The 18,771-nt window shown below is 61.0% G+C and carries 18 protein-coding genes; all 18 read right to left on the bottom strand.

Annotated features, from left to right (window positions below; translation table 11 throughout):
* Positions 1-214: 214 nt before the first annotated feature.
* The 18 genes from OC445_RS10565 to OC445_RS10480 all read right to left on the bottom strand — a co-directional run bounded on the left by OC445_RS10565 (position 215) and on the right by OC445_RS10480 (position 18,604).
* Positions 215-1,519, bottom strand: a complete 1,305-nt coding sequence (locus tag OC445_RS10565; protein ID WP_054898639.1) for a flagellar hook-length control protein FliK — start codon at positions 1,517-1,519, stop codon at positions 215-217.
* Between the two features lie 84 nt (positions 1,520-1,603).
* Positions 1,604-1,951 carry an Hpt domain-containing protein gene (locus OC445_RS10560; RefSeq protein ID WP_014719347.1) on the bottom strand — a complete coding sequence of 116 codons (348 nt, stop codon included), beginning with the start codon at positions 1,949-1,951 and terminating at the stop codon, positions 1,604-1,606.
* A 30-nt stretch (positions 1,952-1,981) separates the two neighbouring features.
* Positions 1,982-3,700, bottom strand: a complete 1,719-nt coding sequence (locus OC445_RS10555) for a fused response regulator/phosphatase (protein WP_262020149.1) — start codon at positions 3,698-3,700, stop codon at positions 1,982-1,984.
* The gene (locus OC445_RS10550) at positions 3,697-4,002 is read right to left on the bottom strand and encodes an STAS domain-containing protein (protein WP_034126788.1); all 306 of its coding nucleotides are present in this window, start codon (positions 4,000-4,002) and stop codon (positions 3,697-3,699) included. The genes OC445_RS10555 and OC445_RS10550 overlap by 4 nt, the downstream gene beginning before the upstream one ends.
* A 183-nt stretch (positions 4,003-4,185) precedes the next feature.
* Positions 4,186-4,635, bottom strand: a complete 450-nt coding sequence (gene fliJ / locus OC445_RS10545) for a flagellar export protein FliJ (protein WP_034126787.1) — start codon at positions 4,633-4,635, stop codon at positions 4,186-4,188.
* 3 nt (positions 4,636-4,638) lie between these two features.
* Positions 4,639-5,997, bottom strand: coding sequence for a flagellar protein export ATPase FliI (gene fliI / locus OC445_RS10540; RefSeq protein WP_054898641.1), 1,359 nt, complete (start codon positions 5,995-5,997; stop codon positions 4,639-4,641).
* Entirely contained in the window at positions 5,987-6,751 is a 765-nt protein-coding gene (gene fliH, locus OC445_RS10535; RefSeq protein WP_014719350.1) for a flagellar assembly protein FliH, read from the bottom strand. The genes fliI and fliH overlap by 11 nt, the downstream gene beginning before the upstream one ends.
* A gap of 10 nt (positions 6,752-6,761) precedes the next feature.
* Positions 6,762-7,778 (bottom strand): flagellar motor switch protein FliG, encoded by a 1,017-nt coding sequence (gene fliG, locus OC445_RS10530; protein WP_003192957.1) that lies wholly within the window; start codon positions 7,776-7,778, stop codon positions 6,762-6,764.
* Positions 7,771-9,546 (bottom strand): flagellar basal-body MS-ring/collar protein FliF, encoded by a 1,776-nt coding sequence (fliF, locus tag OC445_RS10525; protein ID WP_014719351.1) that lies wholly within the window; start codon positions 9,544-9,546, stop codon positions 7,771-7,773. The genes fliG and fliF overlap by 8 nt, the downstream gene beginning before the upstream one ends.
* Positions 9,547-9,562: 16 nt before the next feature.
* Complete coding sequence (fliE, locus tag OC445_RS10520) at positions 9,563-9,892, bottom strand: flagellar hook-basal body complex protein FliE (RefSeq protein ID WP_003192959.1); 330 nt, start codon at positions 9,890-9,892, stop codon at positions 9,563-9,565.
* 131 nt (positions 9,893-10,023) lie between these two features.
* Positions 10,024-11,400, bottom strand: coding sequence for a sigma-54-dependent transcriptional regulator (locus OC445_RS10515; protein WP_032897832.1), 1,377 nt, complete (start codon positions 11,398-11,400; stop codon positions 10,024-10,026).
* 7 nt (positions 11,401-11,407) lie between these two features.
* Positions 11,408-12,619 (bottom strand): sensor histidine kinase, encoded by a 1,212-nt coding sequence (locus OC445_RS10510; protein ID WP_054898642.1) that lies wholly within the window; start codon positions 12,617-12,619, stop codon positions 11,408-11,410.
* A gap of 110 nt (positions 12,620-12,729) precedes the next feature.
* Complete coding sequence (locus OC445_RS10505; RefSeq protein ID WP_034126784.1) at positions 12,730-14,202, bottom strand: sigma-54 dependent transcriptional regulator; 1,473 nt, start codon at positions 14,200-14,202, stop codon at positions 12,730-12,732.
* A 169-nt stretch (positions 14,203-14,371) separates the two neighbouring features.
* A complete protein-coding gene (locus OC445_RS10500; protein ID WP_034126783.1) occupies positions 14,372-14,668 on the bottom strand; it encodes a flagellar protein FliT in 297 nt (98 codons plus the stop codon).
* 25 nt (positions 14,669-14,693) lie between these two features.
* Positions 14,694-15,098 carry a flagellar export chaperone FliS gene (gene fliS / locus OC445_RS10495; RefSeq protein ID WP_054898643.1) on the bottom strand — a complete coding sequence of 135 codons (405 nt, stop codon included), beginning with the start codon at positions 15,096-15,098 and terminating at the stop codon, positions 14,694-14,696.
* A gap of 139 nt (positions 15,099-15,237) precedes the next feature.
* A complete protein-coding gene (gene fliD / locus OC445_RS10490; protein ID WP_054898644.1) occupies positions 15,238-16,629 on the bottom strand; it encodes a flagellar filament capping protein FliD in 1,392 nt (463 codons plus the stop codon).
* An 80-nt stretch (positions 16,630-16,709) separates the two neighbouring features.
* The gene (locus tag OC445_RS10485; protein ID WP_054898645.1) at positions 16,710-17,060 is read right to left on the bottom strand and encodes a flagellar protein FlaG; all 351 of its coding nucleotides are present in this window, start codon (positions 17,058-17,060) and stop codon (positions 16,710-16,712) included.
* A gap of 74 nt (positions 17,061-17,134) precedes the next feature.
* On the bottom strand, positions 17,135-18,604 hold the full coding sequence (locus tag OC445_RS10480) for a flagellin (RefSeq protein ID WP_054898646.1): 1,470 nt from the start codon (positions 18,602-18,604) through the stop codon (positions 17,135-17,137).
* Positions 18,605-18,771: the final 167 nt, after the last annotated feature.

Raw genomic sequence — 18,771 nt, 5'->3', positions numbered from 1 at the left:
AGAGCAAGTGTTATGCCAGAGTTGTCTGGCAGGCGCAGGAAGATGATCGTTCCCACGCTCTGCGTGGGAATGCATCTTGTGACGCTTCGCGTCACCGTGTGCAATGGTCGAAAACATCGCCGACTTCGGGACGCGGAGCGTCCGGGGTGGCATTCCCACGCAGAGCGTGGGAACGATCAGCCAGCTCCCACATTGACCGGGTTTGAGCAGGAAGTCAGGCGTAGTAGTCGACGGCGCTGGAGCCGATCACGCTCTGGCTCACGGGCGCTGCCACTTCGGCCACATCCACAGGGCCACCGGCGTCGCCGCTGTCAGCGCGCCTGCCGCTGCTACTGACGCCTCGCGCCTGGCTCTGCTGTTGCTGCTGGTCCTGGCCCCGCGACTGGTCGGAGACATTCACATCCACCTGCCCCATGCCCTGCTGGGCAAACATCTCGCGCAAACGGCCAGACTGGCTTTCCAGCGCTTCACGCACCACCGCATGGCCGCTCATGAAGTTGACCTGGGCCTGCTGGTCCGCCGTCATGTTGACCTTGATGTCCAGGCGCCCCAGCTCAGCGGGCTGCAACTGGATCTCAGCCGACTTGAGGTTGGCGCTGGACAGATACATCACGCGGTTGACCACCTCCTCGGTCCAGCCGCTCTGGTGCATGGCCAGGGGCGCATTGGGGACGGGCGGCAAGGCATTCGCGGTTTTCGGCGTGGCCGCCTGGGTCAGCGCCGCCAGGCGGTTGGCGAAGTCATCCACACGGGTGTCGCTGCTGGCGTTCTTGAGGTCCTTGAGGCCGTCATCGATCAGCGCGCCGAAGGCCTTGTCGCCTCCCTGATCGGTGCTGTCCTTGGTGGCTTGCTGGTCGACCATGTTGGCCAGGCCGGCGGCAAAGCTCTGCGCGGCGGTCGGCTGGTCCTGGGTGGCAGGCGCGCCTTTCTGCGGCGCCTGGCTGCTGGCCGAGACATGACCGCCCTGCTCCATCGCCAGGCGCACGGCCGGCATCGAATCCAGCGGGTCGGCCTCAGGGTCGAAGGCCGGCTGCTTGGGCTCCTCGGTTACCGCGATGAGCGGCTGGGCGTTGTCATCTGCGGCCGTAACGGCAGGCGCTTGTACGGGCACAGGCACCGCCACAGGCGTCAAGGTGGCAACCAGCGCCGGGTCGGCAACCGGTTGCAGTGCCAGGGACGGGTCGGCAGGTGGCTCGCCTTCACTGTCAGCGTGGTCGTCGCTCTTGGCCGGCTTGGCAGGCAAGGGATTGCCGCTATCGGCAACCGCTGGCGCGCTGGCGGCAGGTTTATCGTCGCCGGCGGCCGGTTTGGCGCTGGCATCAGAAGCCTTGTCGCGCACCGGTTTGGCTGGCGCGTCGTCGCTCTTGGCCTGCGGCTTGGCAGCTTGCTTGGCAAACACTTGAGCGAAGCCAGCGCCCTTGTCCCGCGGAGCCGCAGGCGCTACGGCAGGCGTGGCGGCCGGCGCTTGAGGCTTGGCCGCAGCGGCAGCCTGAAGAAGCGAATTGGGAGCGACGGGCATAAGTAAGGGTCTCCACTGCATGGGGTCGGGAATGCAGTCTGTGGAGGTAGAGCAAGAGTCGGGCCAAGTCAGGCCGATAAAATATCAAACCCCAGAAAACCGCTCCCGTTCATGCTCATAAAGCGGCCGAACCAGCGCAAACTCACGATCAATCTGATCCACCAACGCCCCCAAGTCGGAAGCAGACTTGAAGGACTCGGTCTCCAACCGCTCACACAACGTTGCCAACCGCAGCGCCCCCAAGTTGCCACTGCTGCCCTTGAAGCTGTGTGCGATGCGCCCCAACGTCTTGGCGTCGTCCCGCGCCTTGCGCAGCGCTTGCACGCGCTCTTCAGAATCATGCAGAAAGGTGTCCAGCAGCGTGGGGTATTCGCTTTCCATGACTTCCTGCAAACCCGACAACACCTCGGGGTCCATATGAATCTCAGCCACTTGCTCGCTCCTTGATCAAGAATCGGCGGATTATGCCAGAGCCGCCCAACAAAACTCCACGTAGACAGTGCGCCCGCCATCGGACCAGCCTACAGCGCTGCTCAGTTGACGCACCAGGCTCAGTCCCCGACCAGACAGACGGTCGATGTCTAGGGGGCGCGCCAGCTCTTGCTCCACATCAAAACCCTGCCCGCTGTCTTCGAGGCGCAAGGTCAGTTTGCCGCCCTTGTCGGTGGGCACCACCTGCATATGCACGCGCACATAGCCGCTGTCCAACTGCGCCAGGCGCTCATGGCGCTGGCGATAATACTGCGCAAACCCTTGGGCATCGCGCTTGAGGCGTGAGTCCAGGCCCAGCACGCCATGCTCCAGCGCGTTGGAATACAACTCGGCCATCACACTGTAAAGCGCCCCGCTCTGCTCGCGCAGGCCGTGGATCTCCAACAGCAGTTGCAGCAGGTACGGCAGCGGGTTGTAGGTCCTGAGCGTCTGGGCGCGGAATTCGAAACTCACCGACCAATCCAGCGGGCACGACTGGCCGCTGTCGGCATACATCGGTTCTGCCGCCCGCAAGGGTTGGCCCGCCTGCAACGTGATCTCGACCATGCTGACGTCATCGCGCGCCTGGCCGCGAAAGGCCGCCAGGGCCTGCTCGATGTCCTCGAACAGGCGGTCGGGCTCGCGGTTGGCGGCGAACACCTGCTGCAAGCGCTCGGCACCGAACAGTTGATCGTTGGCGTCAGCGGTGTCCAGCACGCCGTCGGAGAGCAGGAATACCCGGTCGCCCAACGCCATGGGCCAGACCTCGGTGCTGTCATCGAACGCCTCTGCCGACAACACCCCCAACGGCAGGTGCCGCGACATCAATGGCGTGCGCCTGCCCGTGGCGACTTCATGCACATAGCCTTCGGGCATGCCGCCGTTCCACACCTCCACCGCACGCCGCTGGGCGCTCAGGCACAGCAAGGTGGCACAGCAGAACATGTCTACCGGCAGGATACGCTTGAGCTTGGCGTTCATTTCCCGCAGGGTCTGCGTGAGGCCATAGCCCTTGGCGGTCATGCCGTAGAACACCTCGGCCAGGGGCATGGCGCCGATGGCGGCCGGCAAGCCATGGCCAGTGAAATCCCCTAGCAGCACGTGCATATCGCCGGACGGTGTGTAGGCCGCCAGCAACAGGTCACCGTTGAACAACGCATAAGGCGATTGCAGGTAGCGGATGTTGGGCGCGGCGTTGATACAACCGGAATGGGCGACCTTGTCGAACACCGCCTTGGCCGCCCGCTGTTCATGCATCAGGTGTTCGTGGTGTTTGGCGATCAGGTCACGCTGTTGCAAAACCGTGGCCTGCAGGCGGCGCAGGCGGTCCATGGCGTTGATCTTCGCCGCCAGGATCAAGGGGTTATAGGGTTTGGGCAGAAAGTCATCGCCGCCGGCGTCCAGGCACTGGGCCAGGGCTTCGCTTTCGCGCAGCGACGTGAGGAAGATGATCGGTACCAGCGCCTCCCCCGCCAGTTGCTTGATCTGCCGCGCGGCTTCAAAGCCATCCATGACTGGCATCAGTGCGTCCATCAACACCAGTTGCGGACGCTCGCGGGCAAACACCTCAATCGCTTCGGCGCCATTGCTGACAGTCAGCACCTGATGGCCCTGGCGGCGGATGATGCTCGCCAGCAACAGGCGGTCGGCGGCGCTGTCTTCGGCGATCAGGATGGTCAGCGCCTCCAGGACCGGGGCCAGGGCGCTCAATTGATATCGAACAGTTTGTCGAAGTTGGAGATGGCGAGGATCTTGCGCACGTCGTTGCTGCTGTTGATCACTCTGACTTCGGCGTCATCACCGCCGGCATGATCCCGTAGCAACAGCAGCATGCCGAGGGCTGAACTGTCCATATAGGTGGCATCCTTGAGGTCGACGATATAGGTCTCGGGGACCTTGTAGAAACGCTCGTAGGCTTCCCGAAACGCCTGGTGGCTGCCGAAATCGAACCGGCCCTTGATTGCGATCGTCAACTTCTTCCCGTCCAGGGATACTTCTGACTCGACTGACATGTGACTGCTTCCTTGTCATTGCACTAGACACAAGGTGTAGCAGTTGAAGAGCATCTGAGCAACACAGTGAATCAACTGTGGGAGCTGGCTTGCCTGCGGTGGCGGCGTGTCAGCCACTGAATCTTTAACTGAACCACCGCTTTCGCAGGCAAGCCAGCTCCCACACTGGATTTGTGGTGCCGGTTAGAACTGTTCTGGGCGGGGAAGGCGCTGGGACAATTCATCGAGCAGTTTTTGCTCGCGCTTGTCTTCGATGGCTCGCGCTTCGTCGATGTAGCGCTGCACCAGCTTGCGCAGCCCCTCGACCCGGGCAAACGCCTGTTGCCAGGCCTCGCGGGCTTTGTCGAGGTTGGTCTCGTGCCAGGCCAGGCTCTGGCGTTGCTGGCCGACGGCGGTTTCAAGCTGATTGAGAAAGCCCTGGTACCCCATCAGCCACTGGCCAGAAACACCCTGGCTGCCGCGCTCGATCCACTGTTGTTGGTACTCGCCACGAAAACGCTCCAGGTCGCCCAGCTTGCTTTGGGCCAACCGCACCTGGCCCTGGAAGTAACCCAGGCGCTGTACGGCGGCTTTCTCGGCCTTTTCGGCCATGTCCACCACCGGGGCCAGGCGTGCGGCGCGGCTGTTGGCCATGGATTAGCCGCCCGGCGCCGGGGCGAAGATGGACTGCAAGTGCGACTGGCTCTCGCCCATGGTGATCTTGTCGTTGAGACCCTGGCGCAGGTAAGTCACCAGTTGCGGCTGCAAGGCGATGGCCAGGTCAGTGTCGCGGTCGCCACCGGCCACATAGGCGCCGACGCTGATCAGGTCACGGCTTTGCTGGTAGCGCGACCACAGCTGCTTGAACTGCTGGGCACGGGCCATATGCTCCGGCGTGACCACCGCCGGCATCACCCGGCTGATGGACGCTTCGATATCGATGGCTGGGTAATGCCCCTCTTCCGCCAGGCGCCGCGACAGCACGATGTGGCCGTCGAGCACGCCCCTGGCCGAGTCGGCAATCGGGTCCTGTTGGTCGTCGCCTTCAGACAACACGGTGTAGAACGCGGTGATCGAGCCACCGCCGGCTTCGGCATTACCGGCACGCTCTACCAGCTTGGGCAGCTTGGCAAATACCGACGGGGGGTAACCCTTGGTCGCGGGCGGCTCACCGATGGCCAAAGCGATCTCGCGCTGGGCCTGGGCGAAACGCGTGAGGGAGTCCATCAGCAACAGGACGTTCTTGCCCTTGTCGCGAAAATATTCGGCGATGCGCGTGCAGTACATCGCCGCACGCAGGCGCATCAACGGTGCATCGTCTGCCGGAGAAGCGACGACAACAGAACGCTTGAGCCCTTCTTCACCGAGGCTGTGCTCGATGAACTCCTTCACTTCGCGGCCCCGCTCGCCGATCAGCCCCACCACGATGATGTCGGCCTCGGTAAAGCGCGTCATCATGCCCAGCAACACCGACTTACCCACGCCAGTACCGGCGAACAGGCCCAGGCGCTGGCCGCGACCGACCGTCAATAAACCGTTGATGCTGCGAATGCCCACATCCAGCGGCACGCTGATGGGGTTGCGCTTGAGCGGGTTGATGGTGGGGCCGTCCATCGGCACCCAGTCTTCGGCCTTCATGCCGCCCTTGCCGTCCAGCGCACGGCCGGCACCGTCGAGTACGCGGCCCAGCATGCTCATGCCCATGGGCAGGCGGCCAGTGTCGGCCAGCGGCACCACGCGGGCGCCGGGAGCGATACCCGCCAGGCTGCCCACCGGCATCAGGAAAATCTTGCTGCCGGAAAAGCCCATCACCTCGGCTTCGACCTGCACCGGGTGGTAGCTGTCGTCGTTGATCACCAGGCAGCGGCTGCCCATGGCGGCGCGCAGACCCTCGGCTTCCAGGGTCAGGCCGACCATGCGCAACAAACGCCCTTCAAGAACCGGCTGGCCCGGCAACTCGGTGGCCTCGGCGTAGCTGCCCAGGCGCTTGGCGAAGCTGGTGCGATCAAGGCGCATCGGTGGCGTCCAGGTCAACGCTCAGGTCAGGCTCGGCGGGATGCAGGGCCTGTTCATGCAGTTGATCAAATAACTTGGCCATGATCTGGCTGATACGGGTTTCCACCGTCGCGTCAATGCGGCTGTGCTCGGTTTCGACACGGCAACCACCGGGCTGCAACGAAGCGTCTTCGACGATGCGCCAGGTTTCTTCATGACGCTCGCGCAGGGCTTTGACCTGTTCGAAATCTTGCGGGTTGATGTACAGCCGCACATTGCCGACGCCCAGGGGCAGCAGCTTGAGGGCTTCACGCATCACGCCTTCGATCTGGCTGGAATCGAGCACCAGCTCGCGCTGGATCACCTGACGAGCAATGTGCTGCACCAGGCCAACCATAGATTTTTCCAGCTGCGAGTCCTGTTCGGCGATAGGGTCGAACAGGTTGCCCATCAGGCGCTCCAGGCTACCCAACTTGGTGGCCAGCGCCGCTTCGGCCTCCTGGCGAACCTTGAGGGTGGTGCTGCGAAAGCCGTCTTTTTCCCCCGCCGCAAAGCCTTCGTTGTAGGCCTCTTGGCGAATGGTTTCCAACTCTTCGAGGGTCAGTGGCTGGACTTCATCCAGTGGCACTTCTTCCATCTCTGCCGGAGGTTCTTCAACCGGTTCAGGCTCGGGCTCCGGCACATGGGGGTCGAAACTGGGCAGCGACCAGATGTCGAAGCCGCCGACATCCCGCGCGCGAATCAGATCGCTGGGAGCCTCATCTTTATTCGACATGCAAGGCGCCTTAGATCATTTCTTCGCCGCCCTTCCCGCCGAGAACGATTTCTCCGGCTTCGGCCATACGGCGGGCAATGGTGAGGATTTCTTTCTGGGCGGTTTCCACGTCGCTGACGCGCACCGGGCCCTTGGCTTCCAGGTCGTCGCGAAGCAATTCGGACGCACGCTTGGACATGTTCTTGAAGATCTTTTCTTTGACGTTCTCGTCCGAGCCCTTGAGCGCCAGCACCAGCACGTCCGAGGACACTTCGCGCAGCAGCGCCTGGATGCCGCGGTCGTCGACATCGGCCAGGTTGTTGAACACGAACATCAGGTCTTCGATCTGGCCGGACAGGGTGTCGTCGATCTCGCGGATCGAGTCCATCAACTGGCCTTCGACCGAGCTGTCGAGGAAGTTCATGATGTCGGCTGCGCGCTTGATGCCACCCAGGGTGGTGCGCGAGGCGTTGGAATTGCCGGAGAACTGCTTCTCCAGAATGGTGTTGAGTTCCTTGAGCGCCGCCGGTTGCACAGTGTTGAGCGACGACACACGCAGGATGATGTCCAGGCGCACTTTATGGTCGAAGTGGCCGAGCACTTCGCCGGCCTGGTCCGGGTCGAGGTAGGCCACGACGATCGCCTGAATCTGCGGGTGCTCGTAGCGGATCACGTCGGCCACTGCCCGCGGTTCCATCCACTTGAGGCTATCCAGGCCGCTGGTGTTGCCACCCAGCAGGATGCGGTCGATCAGGCCGTTGGCCTTGTCTTCGCCCAGGGCCGAGGTGAGCATCTTGCGAATGTAGCTGTCGGAGCCGACGCCCAGGCTGGTCTGGTCGCCGACGATCTCGACGAACTCGCTCATCACCTGCTCGACTTGCTCGCGGTGCACATTGCGCATCTGCGCCATGGCCACGCCCACTCGCTGGACCTCTTTGGGGCCCATGTGGCGCAGCACTTGGGCAGCGTCGGTTTCACCCAGGGACAGCAGCAGCACGGCGGCTTTGTCGACCCGGGACAGCTTGGCCACAGCGGCTCGATCATTCATCTGCGTTAATCCACTCTTTCACGACCTGAGCCACACGGCCCGGGTCTTCTGCCACCAGACTCTTGATTGCGTTCAACTGAGCGTCATAGCCTTCGCTCGGGCTTGGCAACAGGATGCTTTGCGGGCCGCCGAGGCTGACGCGGTCGTTGGCCAGTTCGCCGTCCAGGCCGCCCATGCCACCCAACTCGACGTCACCACCGGCCAGCGCCAGTTGCTTCTTGCCGCCGCCGGTGATGTTGTTGAGCACCGGGCGCAATACGCCGAACACCAACACCAGGATGAACAGCACCCCCAGCACTTGCTTGACGATGTCCCAGAACCACGGCTGGGTGTAGAACGCCGGGTCAGCGATCACTTCACCGCGCTCGGCGGAGAACGGCATGTTGATCACGCTGACGCTGTCGCCACGGCTGGCGTCGAAGCCAACGGCGTCCTGCACCAGGCGGGTGAAGCGCGCCAGTTCGTCAGCCGTCCACGGCGCACGGGTCACCGCGCCGTCCGCAGGGTTGACCTTGACCTGGTCATCGACCACCACCGACACCGACAGGCGATTGATCTTGCCCTGCTGCTGCTTGGTGTGGCTGATGGAACGGTCGAGTTCGAAGTTCTTGGTGGACTGGTTACGCTTGTCCGCAGGGTATGGCGCAAGCATCGGCTGGCCGGTGGCCGGGTCCATGATCTGCTGGCCGTTGGCGTCCAACAGCGGCTGGCCAGGCTGGATCGCGCCAGCCGTGGCGGCGGCGCCACCGGTGGTTTGCGGTGCCGAGGCCGGCGCGGGTGGCTGGTTGCTCAGGGCGCCTGGCACACCTTGGGGGCCATTGCTGGCGGTGCGTTGTTCGCTGGTGGACTGCTCGCTGCGCAGGGCCGGCTGGTCCGGGTTGAACTGTTCGGAGGTGGACTCGACGGCGCTGAAGTCCACGTCGGCCGACACTTCAGCCTTGTAGCGGTCGTTGCCCAGTACCGGTTGCAGGATGTTATGCACGCGCTGGGTGAGCATGCTTTCCATGCGGCGGCTGTAGTCGAACTGCTTGCCGGCCTGGGTCAGCGCGGAGTTTTCGGCCATGTCGGACAGCAGGTTGCCCTTCTGGTCCACCACGGTGATTTGCGACTTGCTCAATTCGGGAACACTGGTTGCCACCAGGTTGACGATCGCCAGTACCTGGCCAGGCTCCAGGGAGCGGCCAGCAAACAGCTCGACCAAGACCGAGGCGCTGGGCTTGCGTTCGTCACGCACGAACACCGAGCTTTTCGGAATCGCCAGGTGCACACGGGCGGCCTTGACGTTATTGAGGCTGGAAATGGTGCGCGCCAGTTCGCCTTCCAGGCCACGACGATAGCGGGTGGCTTCCATGAACTGGCTGGTGCCCAGACCCTGGTCCTTGTCGAGGATTTCAAAACCAATGTTGCTGTCGGACGGCGCCACGCCAGCGGCGGCCAGTTTCATCCGCGCTCGAGCCACGTCATCGGCCTTGACCAGCAAGGCGCCCGAGTTGGGCTCCACGGTGTAGGCGATGTCGGCGGCGGCGAGGGTTTCCATGATCTGCTTGGAATCCATGCCCGACAGGCTGCCGTACAGGGGGCGGTAATCGGGTTGCTGCGACCACAGCACCACGGCAAAACCAATCGCCACGCTGGCGGCCAGGCCCACCATCAGGCCCACCTGACGCAGCATGGTCATTTCCGAGAGGTTTTCCAGGAACGACAGGCCAAACAACGGCGGTTTGCCGTCGGCCTTGGCGGGGAGGTTGTCGGAGACTGCTTCAGCCATGACTTAAATCTCGTCCTTAAACCGGCATCTGCATGATGTCTTGATACGCCTGAACCAGCTTGTTACGCACTTGGGTCAAGGCCTGGAAGGACACACTGGCCTTTTGCGAGGCGACCATCACATCGGTGAGGTCCACGCCGCTTTTACCGATCTCGAAGGCCGTCGCCAACTGGCTGGACGCCTGCTGGGTATCGCTGACTTTATTGATTGCCTGACCGAGCATGTCGGCAAAATTGCTTTGGCCCAATTCCGGCGCTGGCGCGACGGATTTCGGTTGAGCCATGGCGTCCATTTGCATGGCGCGCATATCCAACATCAACCGATTGAACTCAATACCCTGGCTCATGACCTTCTCTCTCCGACGACCCGCAATTTTTTGACACTACGCAGCGGTTACTAGGGGTGGTAGCAACAAGGGTGCCAGCTCTGTGACAACTCGTAAGAAAAGGCGACAAAGCTTGTCGAACTTGTTACCGGTCATGTGGCGAAAAGATACGCTTCCACATCCATACCGGCGTCGCGCATCTGCGCCAGCTTGTAGCGCAAGGTGCGCGGGCTGATGCCCAGGCGTTCGGCCGCTTCTTTGCGGCGGCCACGCTCGGCGCGCAGGGTGTCGATGATCATCTGGAATTCACGGCGGCGCAGGTCATCGCCCAGGGCACCGGCTGATTCCGCCTCGGCGACCACTGGAGCCGGGGCCAGGCTCGGCAACGGCGCAGCGCCATTGCCCATGGCCAGGCAGAAATCCTGGGGCTGGATCAAACCGCCCTGCTGCAAAATCAGCGCACGCTGGATCGCGTTGTCCAGCTCGCGCACGTTGCCCGGCCATGGGTAACTGACCAGGCACGCCTGGGCCTCGGGCGATAAACGCGCCTGGGCATGCTTCATTTTTTTGACGTGGTTGTTCAGCAGGCGCTCGGCCAGGGGAATGATATCCGCCGGGCGCTCACGCAATGGGCGCCAGGCCAGCGGGAACACCGACAACCGGTAGAACAGGTCTTCACGGAAGCGCCCCGCCGCCACTTCACCCGCCAGGTCGCGGTTGGTGGTGGCGACCACGCGGATATCCAGCTGGATCGGCTTGCGTGCGCCCACGCGCTCCACTTCACGCTCCTGCAATACCCGCAGCAACTTGGCTTGCAGGCCCAGGGGCATTTCCGAGATTTCGTCGAGCAGAATGGTGCCGCCGTCGGCTTGTTCGAACTTGCCGGCCTGGGCCGCGATGGCGCCGGTGAACGAGCCCTTTTCATGGCCAAACAAGGTGGCTTCCAGCATGTTGTCGGGGATCGCCGCGCAGTTGATCGCAATGAACGGTTGTTTGGCACGGCCCGATTGCTGGTGGATATAACGCGCCAGCACTTCTTTACCGGTGCCGGACTCGCCGGAAATCAGCACAGTGGAATCACTGCGCGCCACCCGCGCTGCCAGTTCCAGCAATTGCGCGCTGGCCGGCTCAAAGGCAATCGGGCCATCGCCGTCGGCTGCGGGCATCACGCCCAGGGCATGCCGGGCGACCAGTTCGATCAACGCCTTGGGTTCGAACGGCTTGACCAGGTAATCCGCCGCGCCCTGACGCATGGCATCCACCGCCCGCTCCACCGCGCCATGGGCGGTCATCAGCAGCACCGGCAGTTGCGGCTGGCGCACCCGCAGCAGGCCGAGCAACTGGTGGCCGTCCATGCCGGGCATGTTGACGTCGCTGACCACCAGGCTGAAGGTTTCCTGCTCGACCGCCTCCAAGGCTTCCTCGGCAGAGCCGACCGCACGGTAGTCATGGCCCGCCAACAGCAGCGTGTCAGCCAATGCTTCACGCAGGGCGCGATCGTCTTCCACCAATAAAACCTTGATAGCCATCATCCTCTTACTCCGCGCTTGCCGCGCTGGAAAACAGCGGCAAGGTCATCAATGCACAGGTGCCACGCCCCAGGCGCGAACGCAGCTGCAATTGTCCCTGATGGGCACGGGCCACTGCCTTGACCACGGTCAGGCCCAGGCCAGTGCCGTTGGTCTTGGTGGTAAAAAACGGCTCGCCCAGGCGCTGCAGCACCTGCGGGGCGATACCGCTGCCGCTGTCGCTGACGCACAGGCGCAGGGTTTGTCCGCGGCTATACAGGTGCACTTTCAGGCGCGCCCCGGGGCCACTGGCCTGGGTAGCGTTTTCGATCAGGTTGAGCAGCGCGCCCACCAGGGTGTCGCGGTTGCACAGCAATTCGCCCTGGTGGCTGTCGCACTGCCAGCGCAGGTTGGCCTCCTGCACATGGGTCGCCGCTGCCGCTTGCAGCGACTGCATCAAACCGGCAGGGGTAACGCGATCGGTCAGCGGCAGTTCGCCGCGGGCAAATACCAGCATGTCACGTACTTGGTGTTCCAACTCATGCAGGCGCTCCTTGAGGCGCCCGGCAAAGCGTTGGTGGGTGGCCGCTGGTAATTGCTCGTCAGTCAAATGGCTGGCGTAGATCAATGCCGCCGACAACGGCGTACGAATCTGATGCGCCAAGGAAGCGACCATCCGCCCCAGGGACGACAGCCGCTCATGGCGAGCCAACTGATCTTGCAAGTGCCGGGTTTCTGTCAGGTCATTGAGCAGCACAAGCTGGCCCGGCTCGGCGTCCAGGGAACGGGTCGCAATGGACAGCCGGCGCCCGTCCTTGAGGGAGACTTCGTGGCCGTCGTCTTCACGGGGGGCGAAACAGCGGGTGATGACTTCACGCCACAGCTCGCCTTCCAGCGGCAAGCCAAGCAGGTCGCAGGCCGCCGGGTTGGCTTCGCGAACGCGGCCTTGGTCGTCGATGACGATCACGCCACCGGGCAACAGGTCCAGCAGGTTTTGCAGACGGTTGGCCAGGCGTTCTTTCTCGGCCAGCTCCTGCATTCGCTGGGCGCTGACGACCGCCAGTTCGCCTTTAAGCTCGGAAACCCGGGCCTCAAGCAGGCTGTAGGAGTCGGTCAGCTGGTTCGACATCTGGTTGAACTGCGAGAGCGCGTGCTCCAGGCCCTGGCGGGTCGGCGGTTCTACAGGCGAAACCAGCCCCTGGATGGCAGGGGCCGAAGATAGTTGGGCGGCGTGGGGCATGATGCTCTCTCGCTTGGCTGACCGTCAGTTAAACGGAACGTTGCGAGGGCTGTAGCAATACCCGTGCCGAAAAAAATCTACCTATAAATCAAGTAGTTGAAAAACAGGCGTCAATCATCCGCCTGTTCATCACCTTCTTTGCGGCTCATCCCGTACTTGCGCATCTTCTCCACCAGGGTGGTGCGACGGATACGCAGGCGCTCGGCGGCACGGGCGACGATGCCGTTGGCATCGTCCAGCGCCTGTTGGATCAGGCCTTGTTCCAGGTTGCCGAGGTAGTCCTTGAGATCCAGGCCTTCGGGCGGCAACATCGCGCTAGCGCCGAAGTCTGGAGTATGGCCGTTGATTGCCACGCGCTCTTCCATGTCGCTGCGCAGGCTGTCCATCTGCTCGTCCTCGTCGTCGACGTAGCGGAATTTCTTCGGCAACTCGACCACGCCGATCACCCCGTACGGATGCATGATCGCCATGCGCTCCACCAGGTTGGCCAGCTCGCGGACGTTGCCCGGCCAGCCGTGGCGGCACAGGGACATGATTGCCGCGGAGTTGAAACGAATGGAGCCGCGCTTCTCGTGCTCCATGCGCGAGATCAGTTCGTTCATCAGCAACGGGATGTCTTCCACGCGCTCGCGCAGCGGGGCCATCTCGATAGGGAATACGTTGAGGCGGTAGTACAGGTCTTCGCGGAAGCTGCCGACCTCGATCATGCTTTCGAGGTTCTTGTGGGTGGCGGCAATGATGCGCACGTCCACGCTCTGGGTCTTGTTGCTGCCCACGCGCTCGAAGGTGCGTTCCTGCAATACGCGCAGCAGCTTGACCTGCATCGGCAACGGCATGTCGCCGATTTCGTCGAGGAACAGTGTGCCGCCATTGGCCAGCTCAAAGCGCCCGGCACGGCTGGTGATCGCCCCGGTAAAGGCGCCCTTCTCGTGGCCGAACAATTCGCTTTCCAGCAGCTCTGCCGGGATCGCCCCGCAGTTGACCGGCACAAAGGGCCCGTCGCGACGCTTGGAGTGATAGTGCAGGTTGCGCGCGACCACTTCCTTGCCGGTGCCCGACTCGCCGAGGATCAGCACGCTGGCGTCGGTATCGGCCACTTGCTGCATCATCTGGCGCACGTGCTGGATGGCGCGGCTGGTGCCGACCAGGCTGCGGAACAGGTTGGGTTCACGGTGACGGCCGCGCTCGCGGGCCTGGTCGTACATCTCGCGATAGACCTGGGCACGGTGCAGGGAATCGAGCAATTTGCTGTAGCTGGGCGGCATTTCCAGGTTGGATAGCACGCGGCGGCGCTGGTCTTCCGGCAGGTCCACGGAAGAAATATCGCCCATTAGCAACACCGGAAGGAACTCATCCCAGGTAGACAGTGTCTTTAACAGGCCCAGAACTGCGCCAGGAGCGTTTACCGTCCCGATCAATACACAAATGACTTCACGGCTCGACGACAACGAGCTGACCGCCTGCTGCCAATCGTGGCTGCCGCAGGGCAAATTTTCTTCACCGAGAAAATTTAAAATCACCGCTAAATCGCGGCGGCGGACGCTATCGTCATCGATCAGCAGAATTTTGGTTTCACGCCACATGCAATAGCAACTTCCCTAGTAAAACTTCCTGCCCCGGAATGAGGGCAATCAAGACGTCTGTAAGATTTCTTACCTTCTAGACGTCTGAAATCTGAAAACAGCACTAGTTAAGTCAAAAATGATGACATAGTCAAATATATGACGCGCCGTTCGGATTAACTGCGCCCTTTCAACCGAACAGATGGTAAACCTTTGACGCATTTTTCGCTTGGTTGATCTGCGACATCTCTTCGAAAATCGCCTGGCGCTCGCCGGTCGTCACCTCAAGCAACTGCTGGTAAACCGCCAACAGGCTTTCCAGCTTTCCACGCAGCGCATCCTCATCCACCGGCGCTTCGCTGAGCACCTGATCGATCACACTGCGGCAGCCCAGGTCGAGCTCGCTGATGGCATCCCAGTTGCGCGCAGCCAGCGCGTCGACCAGGGCTTCACGGGTTTCATCAATGCGTTGCAGTGCGTGGCTCATGACGAGTTCCTCAAGGCCCGTGGCCTTATTCTGCTGCGCCTTGTGGCGCGCCGATAGCATCCCAGCCTTCTTTTACGGTAATCATCAAGCGAGCGACTTCGTCGATGATCTCGGCGTCGTTTTGTTGGTTAGCCTCCATTAACCGGTTGGTCATGTACACATAAAGGCTTTCCAACTGCTGAACATAAGCCGGGTTATCACTCTTTTCAGCATCCAGGCCATCGCGCAGCCCGATAACGATGTCGATGGCCTTGCCGAGCATCAAACCCTTCTGTGCGATGTCACCACGCGCCAGGGCGCCCTTGGCCTGGGACATGCGATCCAGGCCGCCTTCCATCAGCATCTGCACCAGGCGATGCGGGCTGGCTTCGGAGATCTGTGCGTGGGAATTGACCTTCTGGTATTGGCGAAGGGCTCGCATGGGGTTCATGTTTCTACCTCGTGACAGGCGACAGCGAAAAGGATTCTAGTAACCAATATGTCGACTGGGCCGCAAAAAGCTTTAACACCGGTCGTCTTTCGGTACGAAAAGGCCAGGCAGGTTGCCTGGCCTTTTGCGTGAGTGGCGATCAGTTATTGGTTTTAGGGTTGTTCAAGGCATTGAGCGTGGTCATGACGCTGGTGCTTTGCTGGCGCAGTTGGGCAACCAGGGTGTCCATGGCGTTGTATTTGGCGGAGAGGCTGTTGGTCAGCAGTTCCATGCGCTCGTTCAGGGTTTCCTGCTGCTTTGCGATGTCCTTGAGGCTATCGGTCAACGAGGTAGAACGCGTTGCCAGAACCCCGGTAGTAGCTTTGGCAAAATCATCTGTTGCACTTTTCATGCGTGCCAACATGCCGTCTTTGCCGGTGAACATACTGTTGATATCGGCTGCATTGGTCTTGACGGCAGCGTCCCACTTTTTGTCATCGATTGTCAGCAAGCCGGTGGTAGAGCTTGTGCTCACGCCAAATTGAGCCAACGACTTGAAAGTACCAGTCCCCGAAAGCGTGTTGAATTCATTGCGGATCGCCGCCTGGAGCGAACGCATGGTCGAGTCACCGGTCAATGCCGCAGCCGTCGTGCTGCCATCAAGATTCTTGGTGACCTTGGTTTCGGCATTCATTGCGGTGATCAAAGCATTGTAGGTATCAACGAAGCCTTTGACCCCGGACTTGAGCGCCGTGTTGTTGGTACTGACGGTGATCAGCGTAGCGTTTTTATCGCCAGAGGTGCCCGTCTTGTAAGTCGAAGGCGCCACCAGCTTGATGTTCACACCACTGAGCGCTCCCTCAATACTGTTGGTCTTGGACACAGACGCAACACCATCAATGCTGTACAGCGCATCCTTGGGCAGATCGACGACCGTTGAACCCACATCCAGGCCGGAGGTGCCAGAAAGCGTAAGGTCGGAACCGGTACCCATGGTGGTAGAGGTCAGGATCAATCGGGAACCATTGGAGTCGGTCTGGATGTTGGCACTCAGCCCGGAAGTACCAAACTGGGTATTGATCGAATCCCGCACCTGCTGCAAGGTCGCGCCGGCTGGAACATTGACGCTGTAATCCTTGCCCGATTGAGAGATGGTCAAGGTGGTCGGCTTATCCGTAGCGTTCACCACGGCAGAGGTGCCGCCAGAGAAGTTCTTGCTGGATAATTTGGAAGCCTGGGCCAACTGGTCAACGATCAGTCGGAAGCTGCCGTTCGAAGCCGTATTATTGGCAGTCATGGTCGCCGTTTTTTCATCCGAGGACGAGCCGGTCAAACCAGTGAAACTACTGTCTTTGGTCATGGAGTCTAACGCACTACGAAACGCATCCAACGCCGCCTGAATCTTGCCGATCGAAGACAGCGTGGTGGTCGCCTTCTGGGACGCGGTATTGATCTGCGTCTGCTTGGGCACCTTTTCGGCGTCCACCAAGGACTTCACGATCGCTTGCGTATCGATGTTCGAACCGATACCACTTACCGTTGAACCCGCCATCATCTATCTCCTGTTCGGTGGCTGCCGTTATCTTGACTTATTACACCTCAAGACCTGACAGCAACAAATTTCATGCCAGCTCACACCTTGTCGTCAAACAACACGTTGCTTGCGCTGGAAAGGTTCTGTGCCAGTTTCAACGCCGTTTCCGACGGAATCTGACGGATCACTTCACCGCTGTCGGTGGCAATGACCTTGACCACGACCCGATGGGTCGAATCGTCAATGGAAAAATCCAGGCTGCGCTGGGCAGCCTGGACGAATTCGCGAATATCGGTTACTGCTTTTTCCAGGTCCGCGCGCTCAGGCTCTTTGCCTGTTGCCGCCACTTCCTGGGGCTTGCTGCTGCTTTGATCGGCGGTCACCTTGGGAGGCGCGCCTTGAGGGGCAACCGGCGGATAAGACTGGTTCAGCTTTACACTCATGTCCATGTCCAATCTCCTCTAAACCGAAAAAACGGAAGGGCACGTAAACGCGCCCTTCCGTTAGTTACCAAGCGCGCTGATTACTGAAGCAGTTTCAGTACAGCGGATGGCAGTTGGTTAGCCTGCGACAGGATCGCGGTGGAAGCCGACTGCAGGGTTTGTTGCTTGGTCAGTTCGGCGGTTTCGGAAGCGAAGTCGACGTCCTGAACGGTGGAACGTGCAGCGGTGGAGTTCTTCTGAATGTTCTGCAGGTTGTCTGCAGTGGTAGTCAGACGGTTCTGGGTAGCACCCAGACCCGAACGAACGCTGTCGATGGTGCCGATGGCCTTGTCGATAACCGACAGAGCGTTTTGAGCCATATCAGCGCTGGTCACGTCAGTATTGGCGATGGTGGTTTTGGTGGAAGCCGCAGTGGTGGCCGCAGCCGCACCGAACAGACCGCCAACACCAGTGCCCGACAAGGAGTAACCCTTGGAGGAATCGAGCGATACTTGGCCGGTGGCAATCATCGCAGTGGTATCAGACAGAGCAGTGCCGGTGGCAGCGAAGGCACCAGAACCATCCTTGGCCTTAATGGTGATCGCGCCAGCACTGGCAGCACCAGCTGCGACAGCACCAAACTCGATGTTCTCACCGGTGTCGGACTTGACCGAAAGCGTCTTCTTGGCTTCGTCAAAGTTGACACTGATACCCAACTTGGCGGCGTTGGACTTCAGCTGATCAGCCAAGCCAGCCTGGCTTGTTACACCAGTCATGGTGACAGTCTGACCATTGACGGTCATCGAAAAAGTCGCTGCAGCGGCAGGAGTAGCACCTGCAAACGCAGCAGCATCAACATCGAGCTGAACTTCGGTGCTTGCAGTGGCAGTCAAGCCGCCAATTGCGCCGTTCATTTTGCTGGCGATGCTTTGTGCCGAAGCGCCGACCGGAACAGTAATCGGGCTGCTCACTTGGCCGTTACCGGTGATAGTGATATCGCCAGTTGCGCTGCCAATACCGGTAGCCGAAGGCGTGATCGCTACACTTTTGATCTGCTGCGAACCAATGTTGTTAGCCGCAACGTTTTCCAGGCTCAGGTTGATAGTTTCGTTGGCGTTGGCGCCAACCTGGATAGCCTTGGTACCGTACGAACCGTCCAGCAGCTTCTGGCCACCGAAAGTAGTGGTTTGCGAGATACGGGTCAGTTCCGAAGTCAGGGCCTGGTATTCGTCGTTGTTCGACTTACGGTCGTCGGCGCTCAGGGAGCCGGTAGCCGAGGACAGGGCCAGGGTACGCATTTTTTGCAGGATGTCGGTCGAAGCCTGCATCGCGCCTTCAGCGGTCTGAGCGATGGAGATGCCGTCGTTCACGTTTTTTACAGCTTGGCCCAGGCCGTTGATTTGGCTGGTCAGGCGGTTAGCGATCTGCAGGCCGGCAGCGTCGTCTTTAGCGCTGTTGATACGCAGGCCGGAAGACAGGCGCTGCATGGAAGTGGCCAGGGCGCCGCCAGCTTTGTTCAGGTTGCCCTGAGTCGTGATGGAAGCAATGTTGGTGTTTACTGTTAAAGCCATGACGAAATCCTCGTTGGATGGATACTGCGGCTTCCGGCCCTGGCAACCGCCGGGTGTGGCCTGAGAACCTACGTAATAGTTATCGTCGTGGTAGCCGGTTGCTTGAGGGTTTTTTTGATTTTTTTTACTAGCCCTGTGCCAGCCCTTGTATTTCAACGGCTTACGCA

It is taken from the genome of Pseudomonas sp. Pse35, assembly GCF_024519715.1.
Taxonomy (GTDB): Bacteria; Pseudomonadota; Gammaproteobacteria; order Pseudomonadales; family Pseudomonadaceae; genus Aquipseudomonas; species Aquipseudomonas paracarnis.
Note: the sequence above shows the minus strand (reverse complement) of the source record. Positions and strands in the feature narration are given on the sequence as shown.